This window comes from Stenotrophomonas sp. STEN054, from assembly GCF_056854535.1.
Map to the genome: position 1 here is coordinate 1 of NZ_JBXFWG010000013.1, position 17,131 is coordinate 17,131.

Here is a 17,131-nt window from a genome sequence, read left to right on the forward strand (position 1 = left end):
GGTCGACACCTACCAACTGCCGCGCATCGCCGTTGCCCACAGCCGCGTGAACCTGTCGAAGGCGGGGCACATTTGGTTTTCGGGGTGTTAGCCCCACAGATGCGGCCACCAACCCTACAATGACGTACTTGCGCCGTCCCCGCAAACCCACTGGGCCCCGCCATCCCACGGAATGCCGCTCTTGCTTTGGCCGTTGCCGTTGCTGTGAGCAGGTGCAGGGCTGCAAGCCCTGCAAAACACCCTCACTCCACCCAGCCTGCGATCTCACCGTGCTCGAACGGCCCCAGCTTCGCCTTCACCATCCGCCCCTGCGCATCGAACAGCACGCTGTACGGCAGCAGCCCCTGCGCATTGCCCAGCTGGACGCTGGCATCGCGCGGGCCCGGAGTGTCAAGCACGATCGGGTAACCCACCGGCACCCGCTGCAGGAAATCCGCCACGCCCTCCGGCGTATCCAGCGCCAGGCCCAGCACCTGCACGCCGTGCTCGCCCTGCGCTTGGGCGAAGCGGGCCAGGTCGGGCATTTCCTCGATGCAGGGCCCGCACCAGCTGGCCCACACGTTCACCAGCAGCGGCCGGCCGCTGAAACGCTGGCGGAGATCCAGCGCTTGCCCGTCCACGCCGGGCAGCACCAGCGCCGGCAATGCATCACCGGCGCGCAGGACGGGAACCGGGGGTTTCACATCAGGAGGCGTCGAAGCCACCGGCGCAGGCACCGGGGTCAACCGATGCCCGGCCCACAGGCCGAGGCCGGCGGCCAGCACCGCTGTCCACAGCAGTGCGGGCCGCCGCCAACTCATCGGGCGGTGCGCAGCAGCGCTTCTTCCACCAGGGCCTGGGTCAGCAGGGTCGGCAGCACGGTCGGCGGTGCGCCCGGGCCGTACACCACGTACAGCGGCACGCCCACGGCCTTGTGCTCATCCAGGAACGCGGTGATCTGCGGGTCGACATTGGTGTAGTCGCCGCGCATGTACACCGCATTGGTGCGCTTGAGCAGTTCCTTGAACTCCGGGCGCGACAGCACCGCGCGTTCGTTGGCCTTGCAGCTCACGCACCAGTCGGCGGTCATGTTCACGAACACCACGCGGTTGTCCGCGCGCAACCGGTCCAGCATCTGCGGCGAGTAATCCACCACGTTGTCGCTGGCCGCCTGCGCGGCGCGTGCCGGCGGTTGCAGCTGGGTCACGCCCCACACCGGGCCCAGCGCGGCCAGGGCCAGCAGCACGCCCAGCAGGCTGGCGCCACGCTTGCTGCGCCAGCGGCTGGTCTCGAACAGCCACAGGCCGGCGGTCAGCAGCAGCAGGCCACCCAAAGCCAGCGCCATGCCGTCCACGCCACGCTGCTTGCCCAGCACCCACAGCAGCCACAGCGCGGCCGCATACATCGGGAAGGCCAGCACGTGCTTCAGGGTTTCCATCCACGGGCCCGGCTTGGGCAGGCGGCGGGCGAGGGCCGGCACGAAGCCGATCAGCAGGAACGGGAGGGCCAGGCCCAGGCCGAGGAACAGGAACACCAGCATCGCCGCGATCGGCGGGGCCACGAAGGCATAGGCCACGGCCGGGCCGAAGAACGGGCCGACGCAGGCGCTGCCGACCACGCAGGCCAGCACGCCGGTGAAGAAATCACCGGCCGGGCCGCTGCGGCGGGCCAGCGACTGGCCGAAGTTGCCGATGCCGCCGCCCATGGTGAACACACCGGACAGGCTCAGGCCGACGGCGAACATGATGTAGGCCAGTGCGGCCACCACGCCCGGGTGCTGCAGCTGGAAGCCGATGCCCACCGCGTTGCCGAGCATGCGCAGGCCAACCATCAACGCACCGATCACCGCGAACGCCACCAGGACGCCCAGCGTGTACCACAGGGCATGGCTGCGGGCGCGCTCGGCGCTCTCGCCGCTCTGCGCCAGGCTCAGCACCTTCAGCGACAGGATCGGCAGCACGCAGGGCATCAGGTTCAGGACCAGGCCACCACCCAGCGCCAGCAGCAGCACCCACAGCAGCGAGCTGTCGGTCTTGGGCACGCTGCCCGGCGGCTTGGTGCGCTTGGCGTTGTCCTGCTGCGCATCGGCGGCGAAGGCATCGCCTCCCGCGGCGCTGTCACCGGCGGCGTCCGCGGCATCGTTGGGCACGGTCGGCAGCAGGCGGCGCGGCGTGCCGTCGGTGTCCTCGCGCGGCGTGCCGCTGGCGGCGGCCGGTGCACCAGCGGCGGAGCCAGCGGCAGCAGTCAGCGTGCCGGCGGGAATGGACAGCTTCATCCGGCGGGTCATCGGCGGGTAGCAGATGCCATCGGTCTGGCAGCCCTGGAAAGTCACCACCAGGGTGCTGTCCACGGCCTCGGCGCGGGTGCGGCGCAGCGGCAGCGGCACCTCCACCTGGTTGAAGTACACCGAGACATCGCCGAAGTGCTCGTCGCGGTGCGCCTGCGCGGCCGGCCAGCGCGGCTTGTCGGCCAGCACGCCGGTGCTGCCTTCCAGCTTCAGCGAGGTGCGGTCGCGGTAAAGGTAGTAGCCCGGCGCCGGGGTGAAGCGCAGCAGCAGGGTATTGCCGTCGCTGGCGATGGCATCGAAGCCGAACGCCTGTTCCGACGGCAGCGGCAGCGCCTGGGTGTTGCTGGCGCCCGGCAGGCGCAGGCCGCCGTTGCTGCCGGCACCGGCCAGCGGGTTGTTGAAGGGGGTGACGCCGGTGACGCGCGCGGTGGGCACCGCGGCCTTGCCGCCCGCGCCGGGCAGGGTCACCTGCACCACGCGCTTCTGTGGCGGGTAGCACACGCCGGCATCGGCGCAGCCCTGGTAGCGCACTTCCAGGCTGATGGTGCCGGCCGCATCGGTCGGCGTGCCGGGCAGGGTGGCCTGCAGGCGCTCGCGGTAGGTTTCCACCTCGCCGAAGAAATCGTCGTGGTGCTTGTTGCCGGCCGGCATCTGCAGCGCACCGGCATTGAAGGCCGGGTCGGCCTTGACGCTGGTGCGGTGGCGATACAGGTAATAGCCGGGCGCGATCTTGAACTGCAGCTGGATCTGGCCACGTTCGGGCGCAGTGGCGGTCAGCGCGAACGCCTGGTCGACCGGCAGCAGGTCCTTTTCATCCAGCGCGGAAGCGGGCAGGGCCAGCCACAGCAGGGCGCACAGCGCGGCGCCACGAGCAAACAACTTCATCAATCGGTGTCCTCCCGGGTCTGCGCCCGGATCCAGTCCAGATACGCCGGCAGGCCGGCCCGGGTTTCGACCGCGATGCACTCCGGGAGTTCATACGGATGCAGTTCGACGATGCGGGCGATTGCGTCATCGACGCGGCTCGCCGTGGTCTTCACCAGCAACTGCAGTTCGGCGTCGGTGATGACGTCGCCCTGCCAGCGGTAGGTCGACTGTGCCCCCTCCAGCCGGGTGACGCACGCAGCCAGGCGCTCGCTGACCAGCGCGTGCGCGATGCGCTCGGCACTGGCCCGGTCGGGGCAGGTGGTCAACAGCAGCAGGACGGGGTCGACGGTCGACATGACCGCCGAGTATAGGGCCGCCGCCGGGTCAGGACCCGGCGGTGGCGTGGACCGCTGCGTTGCGCGGTCAGTTGGCCAGCTGGCAGGTGCCCGGCTTGGCGGAGGTGAACAGGGCCGGGGTGGCCCATTCCGGGTGGTCAATGAATGGGTTGCGGTTGCCCTGGAACGAGTAGATCACGTCATTTCGCGCACGCTCGGCATCATCCGGCGGATCGGACAGGTGCCAGTCGATCAGGGTCGACAGCAGGCCCATGTAGGCCGGCGAGCTGCTGGTCTTGACGATCTTGCTGCGGTCGTCGGTCAGTTCCAGGTCCGGTTCGGACTGGCCGGTAGCCGCATCCTTACCGCCCTCATAACGGATGGCCATGTACATCACCGCACGCGCCATGTCGCCCTTGCGCCTGCCCCACACCTCGAAGGTGCCGGTGTTGCCGTCGGGGGTACGCACCCAGTTGGAATTGCCCGGGTAGCCGCCGCTGCCGCCGCCCTGGCCGTTGTTGGCCTCGGTGGCGCGCTCGCCGCAGTTGGCATCGCACTTGCCGAACGGCTTGTTGCCGCGGTCGGCATTCCACTGTGCATCGGTCAGGTACAGCATGTGGGTGTCGGTGTACGGGGCGTACGGCAGGCCCTTGTCACCGGTGGTGCTGGCAAAGCCCAGCGAGTTCGGCCAGGTGTGCTCGCGGTTGTAGGTCAGGCCGCTGCCCGTGCCCGCACGGCTGCTCACCTTGGTGTAGCTGTGGTTGCGGTAGGCGTCGAGGATCTTGCCGCTGTTGTTCGGATCTTCGTCGGCAATTTCCAGGATGGTCCAGGTGCTGGTGCCCGAGCCGCTGTACGGGTAAGCGGTGTGGCCTTTGATGGTCTCGTGCAGCGAGCAGCGCAGCTGGCTCGGGCTGGAGGTGTTCACCTTGGAGTAGTAGCCCGCCGGGGTGCCCGGGTTGCCGGGATTGCCGGGGTCCGGATTGCCCGGGTCCGGGTTGCCGGTGGTGCTGGCCACGGTGAAGGCGATGCGGCTGTCGGCGGCCGGGCGTGCACCCTGGCTGTCGGTGATGCGCGAGGCGCGGATGTCGAAGCGGCAGGCCTCACCGGCCACCAGGGCGGTGTTGGTGGACAGCTTCACGGTCTTCCCGCTGGCCGGCCAGGTCAGCGGCACGCTGCCGGAGGTACCGCAGCTCAGGGCGAAGGCGCCGCTGGCCAGGTTCACCGTCTCGCTGAACACTACTTCCAGATCGGCCGCGGCCGGGAAGGTGCTGCTGCCCTGTGCCGGGGTCGTGGTGGTCACCGACGGCGGTGTGTTCGGGCCGCCCGGGGTGCCGCCACCGCCGCTGAAGGTCTGGTTGTTGTTGCAGCGGCCGAAGGTCTCACCGGCCGATTCGGCCCAGGTGAAGTGGGCGTACTGGCTGCCGCTGCCGGTCAGCTGCAGCGAGGTGCCCGGGGTGGTGCTGTTGGTTTCGGCAACCGGGATGTTCTGGCTGGTCATGCCGGCGGCGGGGCCACCGGAGGCGGTGATGGCGCCCTCGTAGCTGAGGAACTGGACCACCTTGCCGCTGGCGTCGACCAGGGCGATGCCGTCGTTGGGGCCGTTCTGCAGGCCGTTGGTCGGGTAGGTGGCCACGGCGATCGCGGCGCTGCCGCAGCCGGCGGCGCTGCCAGCCGGGACGGGCTTGTTGTCGTAGACCACGGCGGCCGAGGCATTGGCGCCGTTGTACAGGTACAGGCGGTAGCCGGACAGGTCCTCGCCGGCGGTGGCGACCACTTCGATGGCTTCGCCGACGTCACCGGCCGGGGTGCTGTCGTCGTAGTGCAGTTCGTTGATGAAGACCTCGGCCTGGGCCGGCGCGGCGACCAGCGCCAGCAGGCAGGCGGCGGCGAGCGGGGACAGCAATCGCATCGACTACTCCTTGTGATTGGGAATGCCGGGCGAGCCTAAGGCCGAACGCGTGACACTTTGCCGTAACTGAACGTCAGATATCTGACACTGCGACGTAGTTCACCAAAATTGCCGAAACCCGTCGGTGCGATCGTCTGTTCGCCGCCGCAGTGCACCGTCGAAATTTTTTCTTCCGCGGGGCTTGAAAGGTCGTCGGGCAGCTCCATCTCTGTCCTGCTCCCGACCTGTCGGGTTTTTTCGCGAGCAATGCTGGCAGTCACCTGGGGTGAGTGCTAACATCGCCGGACTTTTTTAGACCAATCAACAACTTAAGAGGTCCCTATGAACATCAAGCCGCTGCACGACCGCGTTGTGGTCAAGCCGATCGAAGCTGACGAAATCTCCGCCGGTGGCATCGTCATTCCGGATTCGGCCAAGGAAAAGTCGACCAAGGGTGAAGTCGTCGCCGTCGGCCCGGGCAAGGCCCTGGACAACGGCACCGTGCGCGCTCCCTCGCTGAAGGTTGGCGACAAGGTCATCTACGGCCAGTACGCCGGCAGCTCGTACAAGAGCGAAGGCGTCGAGTACAAGGTCCTGCGCGAAGACGACGTGCTCGCCATCATCGGCTGAGCCTCGGCGCGACCTGTTTTATCCCCTGATTCCAACACCCAGCCGCCGGGCATGGCCCGGCGCTACCAATGAGGTAACTGCACATGGCTGCCAAGGATATTCGTTTCGGTGAAGACGCCCGTTCGCGCATGGTGCGCGGCGTCAACGTTCTCGCCAATGCCGTCAAGGCCACCCTGGGCCCGAAGGGCCGCAACGTCGTGCTGGAAAAGAGCTTCGGCGCTCCGACCATCACCAAGGACGGCGTCTCCGTCGCCAAGGAAATCGAACTGGCTGACAAGTTCGAGAACATGGGCGCGCAGATGGTGAAGGAAGTTGCTTCCCGCACCAACGACGACGCTGGCGACGGCACCACCACCGCCACCGTGCTGGCCCAGGCCCTGATCCGCGAAGGCGCCAAGGCCGTGGCCGCCGGCATGAACCCGATGGACCTGAAGCGTGGTATCGACAAGGCCGTCGTGGCCGCCGTCGCCGAGCTGAAGACCATCTCCAAGCCGACCGCCGACGACAAGGCGATCGCCCAGGTCGGTACCATCTCGGCCAACTCGGACGAGTCGATCGGCCAGATCATCGCTGACGCGATGAAGGAAGTCGGCAAGGAAGGCGTGATCACCGTTGAAGAAGGCTCGGGCCTGGACAACGAGCTGGACGTGGTCAAGGGCATGCAGTTCGACCGCGGCTACCTGTCCCCGTACTTCATCAACAACCAGCAGTCGCAGACCGCTGACCTGGATGACCCGTTCATCCTGCTGCACGACAAGAAGATCTCCAACGTCCGTGACCTGCTGCCGGTGCTGGAAGGCGTCGCCAAGGCCGGCAAGCCGCTGCTGATCGTTGCCGAAGAAGTCGAAGGCGAAGCCCTGGCTACCCTGGTCGTCAACACCATCCGTGGCATCGTCAAGGTCGTGGCCGTCAAGGCTCCGGGCTTCGGCGACCGTCGCAAGGCGATGCTGGAAGACATGGCCGTGCTGACCGGCGGCACCGTGATCTCCGAAGAAGTTGGCCTGTCGCTGGAAAAGGCTACCATCAAGGACCTCGGCCGCGCCAAGAAGGTGCAGGTTTCCAAGGAAAACACCACCATCATCGATGGCGTGGGTGACAAGGCTGCCGTCGACGCACGCGTCGGCCAGATCAAGACCCAGATCCAGGACACCTCCTCGGATTACGACCGCGAAAAGCTGCAGGAACGCGTGGCCAAGCTGGCCGGCGGCGTTGCCGTGATCAAGGTCGGCGCTTCGACCGAAATCGAAATGAAGGAAAAGAAGGATCGCGTCGACGACGCCCTGCACGCCACCCGTGCAGCCGTTGAAGAAGGCGTGGTCCCGGGCGGCGGCGTTGCCCTGGTCCGTGCGGTCACCTCGCTGGCTGGCCTGAAGGGTGCCAACGAAGACCAGAACCACGGCATCCAGATCGCCCTGCGTGCGATGGAAGCCCCGCTGCGCGAAATCGTGGCCAACGCCGGTGAAGAACCGTCGGTCATCATCAACAAGGTCAAGGAAGGCACTGGCAGCTTCGGCTATAACGCCGCTACCGGCGAGTTCGGCGACATGCTGCAGTTCGGCATCCTGGACCCGACCAAGGTGACCCGTTCGGCGCTGCAGAACGCTGCCTCGATCGCTGGCCTGATGATCACCACCGAAGCCATGGTTGCCGAAGCTCCGAAGAAGGACGAGCCGGCCATGGGTGGCGCGGGTGGCATGGGCGGCATGGGTGGCATGGGCGGCATGGACTTCTAAGTCCACGCGTTCCCGACGTAATGAAAAACCCCGCCGGAAGGCGGGGTTTTTTTGTGGGTCTGGATCGCGATGACCTCGGGTAGATCCACGCCATGCGTGGATGAACCCGCGCGCGGCCTCAACCGCGCAACGCGCGCCGATCCAACCACACCTTGGCGATGCAAAATGTAGGCACGCCGCCGTACAGCACGCCCTTCACCCAGGGCAGTCCCAGCTGGTAGGCAATGAGCCCACCTGCGGCCATGCCGACCAGGCCGATGGCGGCCGCCCTGCGCTGGCGCTGCAGCTGCTGCATCTCCTCCTGCTGGCGCGCGGCGATCTCGTCACGCCGGTGGTCGGGGTGCATCACGGCGCTGGCAATGGCATCGGCTTGCGAAGGGGTCATGCGGGGTCCAGAGAGACAGGTGTCTGGTTCTTATACTGCGCCGCCCGCCAAGGTCGCGTAGATCACGCGCCTACCGCTGCAAACAGATCCGCTCGGCGCCTGCACTGATGTCCACCTGGCCACCCTGCATCACATCCGCCCCCAGGATCACCGCCGGGCGCTGGTCCAGCCCAATCGCCCGGAACACCGGCAGCTCGCTGATGCGGACTTCCACCGCCGGGTGCTGCCAGCCTGCACTGGCCAGCGCGGGCAGGGTGAACAGCCACGTCGGTGTCGGTTTGCCACCCAGTCCTTCGCTGCCCTTGCTGCGCGCCCGCACGCGCGTATCGCTGCCATCGGTGCGCAGACCCAACTCTCGCGCCGCAGCATCGTTGAGAATGGTCTGCGCCGCACCGGTATCGACCACACCGATGGCCGCCACGCCCTCGCTGCCCAGGCGCAGGCTGACGAAGCCGAAGCCCTTCAGCACGCCGGCGCGATCGGGCAGGGCATTGCCCTGACAGTACGGCGCCGTGGTTGGCAGCGTCTGCGCGGGCCACAGCATCAGGCGCCCATGGACGAAATCCCAACGGGTATCGAAACGCGCCGTGATGTCCTGGCCGATGATGCCGTGCAACGGTGCGCCCCCTGCCGACGACAGGCTGGCCAGGTCGGCCTGCAGTGCGGTTACCTGCAGCTGCAGGCCGCCCAGCGCCATCGCCACGCTGCGCGTGCTGCGCAACGCCAACCCGCCCGCGCTGGCACCCTGCGCGTCGTGGTGGCGTGCGTTCGGGTCCTGCAGCTGGAAGCGTTGCACGACCGCCGTATCCAGCAGCGTGGCGCTGGCCGCGCTGTCCACCACCAGATGCAATCGCTCATCGCCTCCCTCCAGCGTGCCCAGCACGGTGGGGTGGCTGGCCTGCATCGTCATCGGCAGGCTGTGCAGGGCAGCGGGTTCGGCTGCTGCGGGCAGCGACGTGAGCAGCAGGGGCAACAGGGCCAGGCGCATCGGTTTACTCCTCGGGAAAGAGTGGCCATTTCGCCGCAGGCGCGTATCGCCGGTTTGTCCGCGTTGATACCGGGCAGATACACAGCGCCGTCATACTGGCGGCATGAATGCTACCGCCACCCTCATCGTCGTGGATGACGATGCCAGCATCCGCGATGCCATCGCCGACCACCTGCTGCTGCATGGCTACCGCGTGCGCGTGGCCGCCGATGCCGCTGCCATGGACGTGCTGCTGCAGGTAGAACGTCCCGATGCCATCATCCTGGACTGGATGATGCCCGGTGAAGACGGTCTGTCGGTGTGCCGTCGCCTGCAGTCGCGCGCTATCCCCATCCTGATGCTGTCGGCCATGGGCAGCGCCCCGGACCGGGTGATCGGGCTGGAAATGGGCGCGGATGACTATCTGGCCAAACCCTTCGACCCGCGCGAGCTGCTGGCCCGCGTGCGCGCGCTGTTGCGCCGGCAGGACAAGCTGCGCGCACAGACACCGATGGAGCTGCGCTTCGAAGGTTGGCGCCTGTTGCCGGAACAGCGTCGCCTGCTGGCACCCGAGGGCGCCGAGGTAGCGCTCAGTCGTGGTGAGTTCGCCCTGCTGCAGGCGCTGGCCGAGCGCCCGGGCCGCGTGCTGGACCGAGAGCAGCTGGTGCAGCTCACCCGGGGCGATGACAGCGACAGCGTGGACCGCGCCGTCGATCTGGCCATCAGCCGCCTGCGCCGCAAGCTGGCCCAGGCTGCCCCCGGCGGCGATGGCCTGCTGCAGACCCTGCGCGGTGAGGGCTATCGCTTCGGCGCAGCGGTGCAGCGCCTGTGAGCGCGCGCTGGAGCACATTGCGCTGGAGCACCGCGCGTTGGATTGCGATGCTGGCGGTCAGCAGCCTGCTGCTGGCCACGACCGTCAGCATGGCGGTGGTAGGCTGGCTGCCGCGCCCGGCGGCACCGCAGATGCGGCTGGACCAGGCCATGCAGGTGCTGCGCGGCGAGCGCACGGCTGACAGCGTGGGACTGCGCCTGGATGAGCGCGCGCAGGCGCCGGAAGGCGCCGACCATGCGCGCCTGCAGCAGCTGGTGGCCGATGGCCTGCATCTTCCCGCCCAGCGGGTGCGGCTGGTCTGGGCAGGCAACAGCAAGCCGCCGGATATCCATGTCATCGCCGCGGGTGAGGAACAGGCCAGTGCCAGCGATACGGCCGCCTTGAAAGCCGCGCAGCAGGTGCTCGCCAGCCTGCCGTGGCCACCGTTCGAACTGGCCGTGCAGCAGGCCGATGGTCGCTGGCGGGTGGTCAGCAGTGCTTACAGCGATCTGGCTGCCTGGCGACGGCAGGTACTGCTGGCCTTGCTGGGCGGCATGGTGCTGCTTGCGCCGCTGGCTGCCTGGGCAGCAGTGCGTCTGGGCCGTCCGCTGCGCCGCCTGGCCGATGCCAGCGCCCATCTCGATCTGCATGCCCAGACGCCGCTGCCCGACGACGGTCCACGCGAAGTGCAAATGCTTGCCGTAGCCCTGGATGCGGGCCGTACCCGCCTGCGCGAACAGGCGCAGCAGATGACACGCATGTTGGCCGCGGTGGCGCACGATCTGCGCACGCCGCTCACCGGCCTGCGCCTGCGTGCCGACTTCGCGCCGCCCGCACAGGCCGCACGCATGGTGGCCGACATCGAACGCATGAACGCGATGATCGAGCAGGTACTGGATTACGCACGCGGCGAACTGCAGCCGCCACAGCTGCGGCCGATGGATCTGGCGCCGATGCTGGACGACTGCGTGCAGGCGGCGCGACTGCGTGGCATCGCGGTGGCCGCTGAACTGCCCGCCGCTCTGCATTGGCAGGCCGATGCGCTGTTGCTGCGCCGCGCGCTGGATAACCTGATCGACAATGCCGGTCGTTACGCGGGTGCGGTGGAGCTGCGGACCTCCCAGGGTAACGGACTGCTGCAGCTGGACATTCTGGATCGTGGCCCCGGCATTCCCGCCGAAGACCGCGAGCGCCTGCTGCAGCCTTTCCAGCGCAGTGAAACCTCGCGCAGCCGTGCCACCGGCGGCACCGGTCTCGGCCTCGCCGTGGCCGCCAATGCCGCACGCAGCCATGGTGGCACCTTGCAACTGCTGGAGCGCGAAGGCGGCGGCCTGATCGCCCGCCTGCAGCTGCCCAAGGCCCGGTAGATCCAGGCCATGCGTGGATGAGCCCCCACGCCACCCGGTAGCGCCGGGCCACGCCCGGCGGCTCTCCAGTCTTCCGCCAATGCCTGATTACCGCGGCCGCACCCGCTCTGCCGCGTGCGCACCCAGTTCCAGGCAGGCCATCATCAGGCCCTCCATCACGCGCGGGCCGACATCACGTTCTGGCCCCCCGTTCTGGCGGCTGCGCTCGGCGGCCAGCATCACCTCATGCAATACGCGCAGCCCTGCATGGGCGCAATCGGCATCGGCCAGTTGGATGCGTCGGCCGATCGGCAGGTTCGGTTCGGGCCAGGGAAGGCCATCGCTGCCGCAGCCTGCGCCGATACGCTGCAGGTTGGCGATGAAACCGTGGGGATCAGGGGCAGCGTCTTCGGTGTTGGCCGGGTCGTTGTGGCCGCTACCAGGGAAGGGGACGTGCTTTGCGTTCATGGCGTGTGCTCCGTACATAGAGGACGGCAGCGCCACCGGAATAGGTGGCGGACGGTACGTGGCGGCAAAGACCGGGAGATGCTGATACCGGCGGGCGCAAGCGCCCCCACGCACCGCCCGCCATGGAACGCGGACGGATTGCCAGCCGGCGCCGCACGAAGCGACGCCGGCCGGCAAACGCCTGCGCGCAGCACCAAGGGAATCCGCGACAGCCATGAAAACGCGGCGCAGTATTGCATACGCCAGAGGCCATGAAATCCGTTGTTTCACCCGCATTCTTCTGGCGTTGAACTTCGCGGGGAAGAAGTCCCGGATGCATCACGCAGCACAATGTCGATCGGTTCAATCGCGACAGCTTATTCGTAGATCGGGTAGCGGGCGGTCCCCGGGTGGAAACCCGGCAGGGTAGAAACGGCGGGGCGAAGAAGCTTGTAAGAAGCGCGTGCCACCGGGATCAACGTGGCACGGGCCCAGGGAGCAACGGGATCGACTGCACAGGAAGGACGGCCACACTGACGGATTTCCGTACTCAAACGAACAATCCAATCGTCAGCATTTTCCCTTCATGTACTCCTCGCGAGTTTCGCAGCGGCGCCGACAAATTTTCTGCTGTCTGCGCAGTCGTGCTCGACCATAGCGATCGACCCGTGTGCGCGCAACGTCTGCCTGGACTGAACTCGCAGGCAGGCGCGTTCTGCAGCTCAAGCCGTCCAGCAGCAGTGGCAATCACGCCACGGCACATGCGCCTGTCACCAATACGCGGTAAACATGACGACTGCCCATGTCCACCCGCAGGGAAGTCGATCATGCAGAGCAAGCTCCAGGTCACGCTGTACGGAACCCTTGGCGACAGCCCAGCTCTGCAGTTGCCCGGGCTGGACGGGCCGTCGGTGGCCATCCTGGAATCGACCCTGCGGCAGCTGGTGTCCGATCTCTACACCGCCCGCTCACTGCTCAACCCCGAGCAGCTCGATGAGGCGCAGAAGGAACTGGACCGCGTCGTGGAGCGCTGGGTGGACATCCACGAAGGCCTGCTGCTGGATGTGGAAGTGCACGGCAAGCGCTGAGGCGCGCCTCGCCTGAACCGCTCCCGCAGTTGCCGATGAAACATTTTGCACTGCGCAAAAGCTGTGCTATCAATACACCCCATGAACGCCGTCCACGCCAACTTTTATTGGTATTACTTTCCGAAGCCCACGGCGGAGGAAGGACTGCGCTCACCCTGAAGAAACCTTCAGACGCATTCCCGAAAGCCGCCAGCGAACCTGGCGGCTTTTTTCATGTCGCCACGCTGGGGACCCCCAACGTTCCGGAGAACCCCCGCAATGCCCCCGCACACCGACGACCTGCGTATCCGCACCATTGAACCGCTGACACCGCCCGCCCAGCTGCTGGCGATCCTGCCCTGCGACGATGAAGCCTCCGACACCGTCAGTGCCTCGCGCGCGGCCCTGCATGAGATCCTGCACGGCCGTGACGACCGCTTGGCCGTGGTGGTGGGCCCGTGCTCGATCCACGACCCGCACGCGGCCATCGAATACGCCCAGCGCCTGAAGCCCCTGCGCGATGCGCTGGCCGGCGAACTGGAGATCGTCATGCGCGTGTACTTCGAAAAGCCGCGCACCACGGTGGGCTGGAAGGGCCTGATCAACGACCCGGATCTGGATGGCAGCTTCAAGATCGACAAGGGCCTGCGCATCGCCCGCGGCCTGCTGCGCGACATCAACAAGCTGGGCCTGCCGGCCGGCGTCGAGTTCCTTGATGTGATCTCGCCGCAGTACATCGCCGATCTGGTCGCCTGGGGCGCCATTGGCGCGCGCACCACCGAAAGCCAGGTGCACCGCGAACTGGCGTCGGGCCTTTCCTGCCCGGTCGGCTTCAAGAACGGCACCGACGGCAACGTCAGGATCGCGGCCGATGCAGTGGGTGCGGCGTCCAACGCGCACCACTTCCTGTCGGTGACCAAGCAGGGCGGCACCGCCATCGTGTCGACCACCGGCAATCCGGATTGCCATGTGATCCTGCGTGGCGGCAAGCAACCGAACTACGACGCAGCCAGCGTCGGCGAGGCCTGCCAGGCACTGGCCAAGGCCAAGCTGCCGACGCGCCTGATGATCGATGCCAGCCACGCCAACAGCCTCAAGAACCCCGAAAACCAGCCGAAGGTGATCGAGGACATCGCCACCCAGCTGGAAGACGGCGAACAGCGCATCGTCGGGGTGATGGTGGAAAGCCATCTGGTCGGTGGCCGGCAGGAACTCGTCGAAGGCCAGCCGCTGGTCTACGGCCAGAGCATCACCGATGGCTGCATTGATTGGGACACCACCGTGCAGGTGCTGGAGCGCCTGGCCGCTGCCGTGCGCGCCCGCCGTGACGTAAAGGTGTCCGAAGCCGCCTGAGTGCGGCACGTGTGTGGATGGCGGCCAGCGCCTGCGGGGGTGCGGCCGCGATCAGGGTCGGTCGGAGTTGGAGGCTGACCCGTCCGCACCGGCGATGCGCCTGGCGCTGCGTAAGTGCGACAGCGCCAGGTACATCGCCGGGGGGGGGATACCGTTTTTTTGCAGGGTCGAGTCATACTTTACTGACGCAGTAGATCCACGCCATGCGTGTACAAGCTCGACGCTACGAACAGCGCATGGTCATCGGCAGCACCGGGCCACGCCCGGCGGACGCAGTCAATGCACTTCGTCGTGGTACACGAACTTGGGCATTTCCCAGCGGTAATGGATCGCCAGCAGGCGCAGCGCGAAGCCACCCCCCAGGCAGCACAGGATCGCCGTGGCATCGGCCACGCCCCAGCGCAGCAGCAGCAGATACACCGCGCCGGTCAGCAGCGAGATGATCGCGTACAGCTCCTTCTGGAAGATCAGCGGCACCTCGTTGCAGAGGATGTCGCGCAGCACGCCGCCGAAGGCACCGGTGAGCATGCCGGCGATCAGCACGATTGGCATCGCATGGCCTGCCTCGCGTGCGATCGAGCAGCCGATCAGGGTGAAGGCGATCAGGCCCAGGCCATCGAGCACCAGGAAGGTGCGGCGGAAATGGTGCATCCAGCGCGCCACCCAGGTGGCGATCAGCGCCGCGCACACGGTGAAGCCCAGGTACTCGGGGTGCTTTACCCAGCCCAGCGGGTAGTGGCCGAGCAGGATGTCGCGCAGCGAACCACCGCCGAGGGCGGTGACGCAGGCGATCATGACCACGCCGAACAGGTCCATGCGGCGGCGGCCGGCGGACAGCGCGCCGGTCATGGCTTCGGCGGAAATGGCAACGAGATAGATGATGGACAGCAGCATGGGACAGGCTCCGGGCGCGGTGGGGCCGGCCATGCGCGTATACCGCCACTGCCTGCGCAATGACGGGATGACGATGACCGGTGCCGCTCCCGCTGTCCTTTTGCCTGAGAGTTCAGCGGGATGAACCGCGTGCCCCTTCGGCGGATCGTGCCGGGCGAGCCCGGTGACCTCTCTCCAGCTCGGCGAGTCGAATGCATGGTTGGTGGGATTCCAGCCCACCGGCCTGAGCGATCATGGGAGCCTGCGCCTTCGGCGGGCGCCAGCGCGGCGCCTCTCTCCTGCATTCGGACGCCAGTATATCCGCTGCAGTGCAGCAAGCCATAATCCCCCCATGGCCCGTCCTTCCGCCCCGTGGTTCCTGTATCTGCTCGAATGCCGGGACGGCACCTATTACGCCGGCATCAGCACCGACGTGGCGGCTCGTTTCGCTGCCCACCTGGCCGGCAAGGGCGCCCGTTACACCCGGGCCCGGCCGCCGCTGCGCATCCTTGCCGTGCGCGAATACCCGGACCGCTCGGCCGCCTCCCGCGCCGAATGGCAGCTCAAGCAGCAGCCGCGCGAACGCAAGCTCGCCTGGCTGCAGGCCCCGGTCGAGGCCGTCCTGTAACGCCGAGCCCATGCTCGGCTGCAAGCGCGTCGCACGGTCCCTGCACCCGGAGCTGGCAACGCGCGCGGTGGTTGGCGATACGCCTGACGGGCGCCTGGGCCTTGGCCGATGAACCGGTAGATCCACGCCACGCGTGGATGCTTTCCATGTGCCCCGCGCAGGCATTCATCCACGCATGGCGTGGATCTACTGTGGCGGTGTTCGAGGGGCCATCACTTCGGCCGGCGATCTTCCTGGTCATCACCAAAAATGATGCGCGCGCTGCGCTGGTAGCTCCAGTACGCCACCGCCCAGTTCAGCAGCACCACCACGCGGTTGCGGAAGCCGATCAGGAAGAACACGTGCGCGGCCAGCCAGAACCACCAGGCCAGCACGCCTGACAGCTGCAGCCGGCCCAGGTGCACGATGGCGGCCATGCGGCCGATGGTGGCCAGGTTGCCGTAGTCGGCGTACTTGAACGCCCCCGGTGTCGGCTTGCCATGCAGGCGCGCGCGGATGACATCGGCCACGTACTTGCCCATCTGCTTGGCGGCGGGCGCCACGCCGGGCACCGGCTTGCCGTTGGCCTGGTTCACCGCGGCCAGGTCACCAGCCACGAACAGTTCGGGGTGCCCGGACAGGGTCAGGTCGGGCTGCACCTGCACGCGGCCGGCGCGGTCCAGCGGTACGTCCAGCGTGCGCGCCAGCGGCGAGGCGGCCACGCCGGCGGCCCAGACCACGGTGCGTGCGGGCACGAACTGTTCGCCCAGTTTGAAGCCGAGGCTGTCGATGTCGCTCACCGGGGTGCCGGTCAGTACTTCCACGCCCAGCTTTTCCAGCTGCCGGCGTGCCTTCAGCGAAAGCACCTCGGGAAACGAGGACAGCACGCGCGGGCCCGCCTCGACCAGGCGCACCTTGGCGCTGGCCGGATCGATGTGGCGGAACTCGTTGCGCAGGGTGTGGCGGGCGATCTCGGCCAGGGTGCCGGCCAGTTCGACGCCGGTGGGGCCGCCGCCGACCACCGCGAAGCTCAGCCATGCGGCCTTCTTCGCCGGGTCCGGTTCGGCCTCGGCGCGCTCGAACGCCAGCAGCAGCTTGCGGCGCAGGGCAATGGCATCGTCCAGGGTCTTCAGGCCCGGCGCATCGGCCGCCCACTGGTCGTTGCCGAAATAGGCGTGGGTGGCGCCGGTGGCCAGCAGCAGGCTGTCGTAGCCCAGGGTGCTGCCGTCGGCCAGCTGCACCTGGCGGGCGGCCTTGTCGATGGCGACGACCTCGCCCAGGCGCACTTCCACGTTGCGCTGGTGGCCGAGGATGTGGCGCAGCGGCGCGGCGATGTCGGGGGCGGACAGGCCAGCGGTGGCGACCTGGTACAGCAGGGGTTGGAACAGGTGGTGGTTGCGGCGGTCGAGCAGAGTGATCCTGATCTTTTCGCGGGCCAGGGCCCGGGTGGCCCAGAGGCCCGCAAAACCGCCGCCGATGATGACCAGGTGGGGGACTGGTTCGCGGCTCATCGACGTACTCCAGAGGGGGATGGATGTCGCCCTGCATCATCGCAC

General features: G+C 67.6%; 16 protein-coding genes, 1 pseudogene and 2 riboswitches. Of the genes and pseudogenes, 8 read left to right on the forward strand and 9 right to left on the reverse strand.

All coding sequences use genetic code 11. The annotated features are described in order from the left end of the window. Positions 1 to 242: 242 nt before the first annotated feature. The 4 genes from AC1VXD_RS07035 to AC1VXD_RS07050 form a co-directional block, all read right to left on the reverse strand. Entirely contained in the window at positions 243 to 800 is a 558-nt protein-coding gene (locus AC1VXD_RS07035; RefSeq protein ID WP_482991461.1) for a TlpA family protein disulfide reductase, read from the reverse strand. After that, positions 797 to 3,154, reverse strand: coding sequence for a protein-disulfide reductase DsbD family protein (locus AC1VXD_RS07040; protein WP_482991462.1), 2,358 nt, complete (start codon positions 3,152 to 3,154; stop codon positions 797 to 799). The genes AC1VXD_RS07035 and AC1VXD_RS07040 overlap by 4 nt, the downstream gene beginning before the upstream one ends. Then, entirely contained in the window at positions 3,151 to 3,489 is a 339-nt protein-coding gene (gene cutA, locus AC1VXD_RS07045) for a divalent-cation tolerance protein CutA (protein WP_079223704.1), read from the reverse strand. The genes AC1VXD_RS07040 and cutA overlap by 4 nt, the downstream gene beginning before the upstream one ends. A gap of 67 nt (positions 3,490 to 3,556) precedes the next feature. Next, on the reverse strand, positions 3,557 to 5,377 hold the full coding sequence (locus AC1VXD_RS07050; RefSeq protein WP_482991463.1) for an endonuclease: 1,821 nt from the start codon (positions 5,375 to 5,377) through the stop codon (positions 3,557 to 3,559). 321 nt (positions 5,378 to 5,698) lie between these two features. Here AC1VXD_RS07050 and AC1VXD_RS07055 point away from each other — a divergent pair, with 321 nt between their 5' ends. Then, positions 5,699 to 5,986 (forward strand): co-chaperone GroES, encoded by a 288-nt coding sequence (locus AC1VXD_RS07055; protein ID WP_108770161.1) that lies wholly within the window; start codon positions 5,699 to 5,701, stop codon positions 5,984 to 5,986. Positions 5,987 to 6,069: 83 nt separating this feature from the next. Beyond that, entirely contained in the window at positions 6,070 to 7,719 is a 1,650-nt protein-coding gene (gene groL, locus AC1VXD_RS07060; RefSeq protein ID WP_482991464.1) for a chaperonin GroEL, read from the forward strand. A 118-nt stretch (positions 7,720 to 7,837) separates the two neighbouring features. Here the strand turns inward: groL and AC1VXD_RS07065 are convergent, their stop codons facing one another. Together AC1VXD_RS07065 and AC1VXD_RS07070 are read right to left on the reverse strand one after the other, a co-directional pair. Then, positions 7,838 to 8,104: a hypothetical protein gene (locus tag AC1VXD_RS07065; protein WP_482991465.1), complete on the reverse strand. Its 267-nt coding sequence runs from the start codon at positions 8,102 to 8,104 to the stop codon at positions 7,838 to 7,840. A 70-nt stretch (positions 8,105 to 8,174) separates the two neighbouring features. Then, positions 8,175 to 9,092, reverse strand: coding sequence for a pepsin/retropepsin-like aspartic protease family protein (locus AC1VXD_RS07070; protein WP_482991466.1), 918 nt, complete (start codon positions 9,090 to 9,092; stop codon positions 8,175 to 8,177). Between the two features lie 103 nt (positions 9,093 to 9,195). On the opposite strand from AC1VXD_RS07070, the gene AC1VXD_RS07075 reads away from it, so the two are divergent. Both AC1VXD_RS07075 and AC1VXD_RS07080 read left to right on the forward strand, forming a co-directional pair. Continuing rightward, positions 9,196 to 9,903 carry a response regulator transcription factor gene (locus AC1VXD_RS07075; protein WP_482991467.1) on the forward strand — a complete coding sequence of 236 codons (708 nt, stop codon included), beginning with the start codon at positions 9,196 to 9,198 and terminating at the stop codon, positions 9,901 to 9,903. Positions 9,904 to 9,950: 47 nt separating this feature from the next. After that, a complete protein-coding gene (locus tag AC1VXD_RS07080) occupies positions 9,951 to 11,249 on the forward strand; it encodes a sensor histidine kinase (protein WP_482991527.1) in 1,299 nt (432 codons plus the stop codon). Between the two features lie 87 nt (positions 11,250 to 11,336). Here the strand turns inward: AC1VXD_RS07080 and AC1VXD_RS07085 are convergent, their stop codons facing one another. After that, positions 11,337 to 11,696, reverse strand: coding sequence for a hypothetical protein (locus AC1VXD_RS07085; protein ID WP_482991468.1), 360 nt, complete (start codon positions 11,694 to 11,696; stop codon positions 11,337 to 11,339). A gap of 806 nt (positions 11,697 to 12,502) precedes the next feature. Between AC1VXD_RS07085 and AC1VXD_RS07090 the strand changes: the two genes are divergently transcribed. Next, entirely contained in the window at positions 12,503 to 12,763 is a 261-nt protein-coding gene (locus AC1VXD_RS07090; RefSeq protein ID WP_482991469.1) for a hypothetical protein, read from the forward strand. Between the two features lie 258 nt (positions 12,764 to 13,021). Further along, entirely contained in the window at positions 13,022 to 14,095 is a 1,074-nt protein-coding gene (locus AC1VXD_RS07095) for a 3-deoxy-7-phosphoheptulonate synthase (RefSeq protein WP_482991470.1), read from the forward strand. 276 nt (positions 14,096 to 14,371) lie between these two features. Here the strand turns inward: AC1VXD_RS07095 and AC1VXD_RS07100 are convergent, their stop codons facing one another. Beyond that, entirely contained in the window at positions 14,372 to 14,989 is a 618-nt protein-coding gene (locus AC1VXD_RS07100) for a trimeric intracellular cation channel family protein (protein ID WP_079223669.1), read from the reverse strand. An 82-nt stretch (positions 14,990 to 15,071) separates the two neighbouring features. After that, positions 15,072 to 15,177: riboswitch (glycine riboswitch) on the reverse strand. A 13-nt stretch (positions 15,178 to 15,190) separates the two neighbouring features. After that, positions 15,191 to 15,280, reverse strand: a riboswitch (glycine riboswitch). Between the two features lie 40 nt (positions 15,281 to 15,320). Here AC1VXD_RS07100 and AC1VXD_RS07105 point away from each other — a divergent pair. Both AC1VXD_RS07105 and AC1VXD_RS07110 read left to right on the forward strand, forming a co-directional pair. Beyond that, entirely contained in the window at positions 15,321 to 15,596 is a 276-nt protein-coding gene (locus AC1VXD_RS07105; RefSeq protein ID WP_482991471.1) for a GIY-YIG nuclease family protein, read from the forward strand. A 22-nt stretch (positions 15,597 to 15,618) separates the two neighbouring features. After that, positions 15,619 to 15,705 (forward strand): annotated as a pseudogene (locus AC1VXD_RS07110) (nuclear transport factor 2 family protein); the annotation flags it as partial. Positions 15,706 to 15,808: 103 nt separating this feature from the next. On the opposite strand, the gene AC1VXD_RS07115 reads toward AC1VXD_RS07110, so the two are convergent. Then, positions 15,809 to 17,086 carry an NAD(P)/FAD-dependent oxidoreductase gene (locus tag AC1VXD_RS07115; protein WP_482991472.1) on the reverse strand — a complete coding sequence of 426 codons (1,278 nt, stop codon included), beginning with the start codon at positions 17,084 to 17,086 and terminating at the stop codon, positions 15,809 to 15,811. Positions 17,087 to 17,131: the final 45 nt, after the last annotated feature.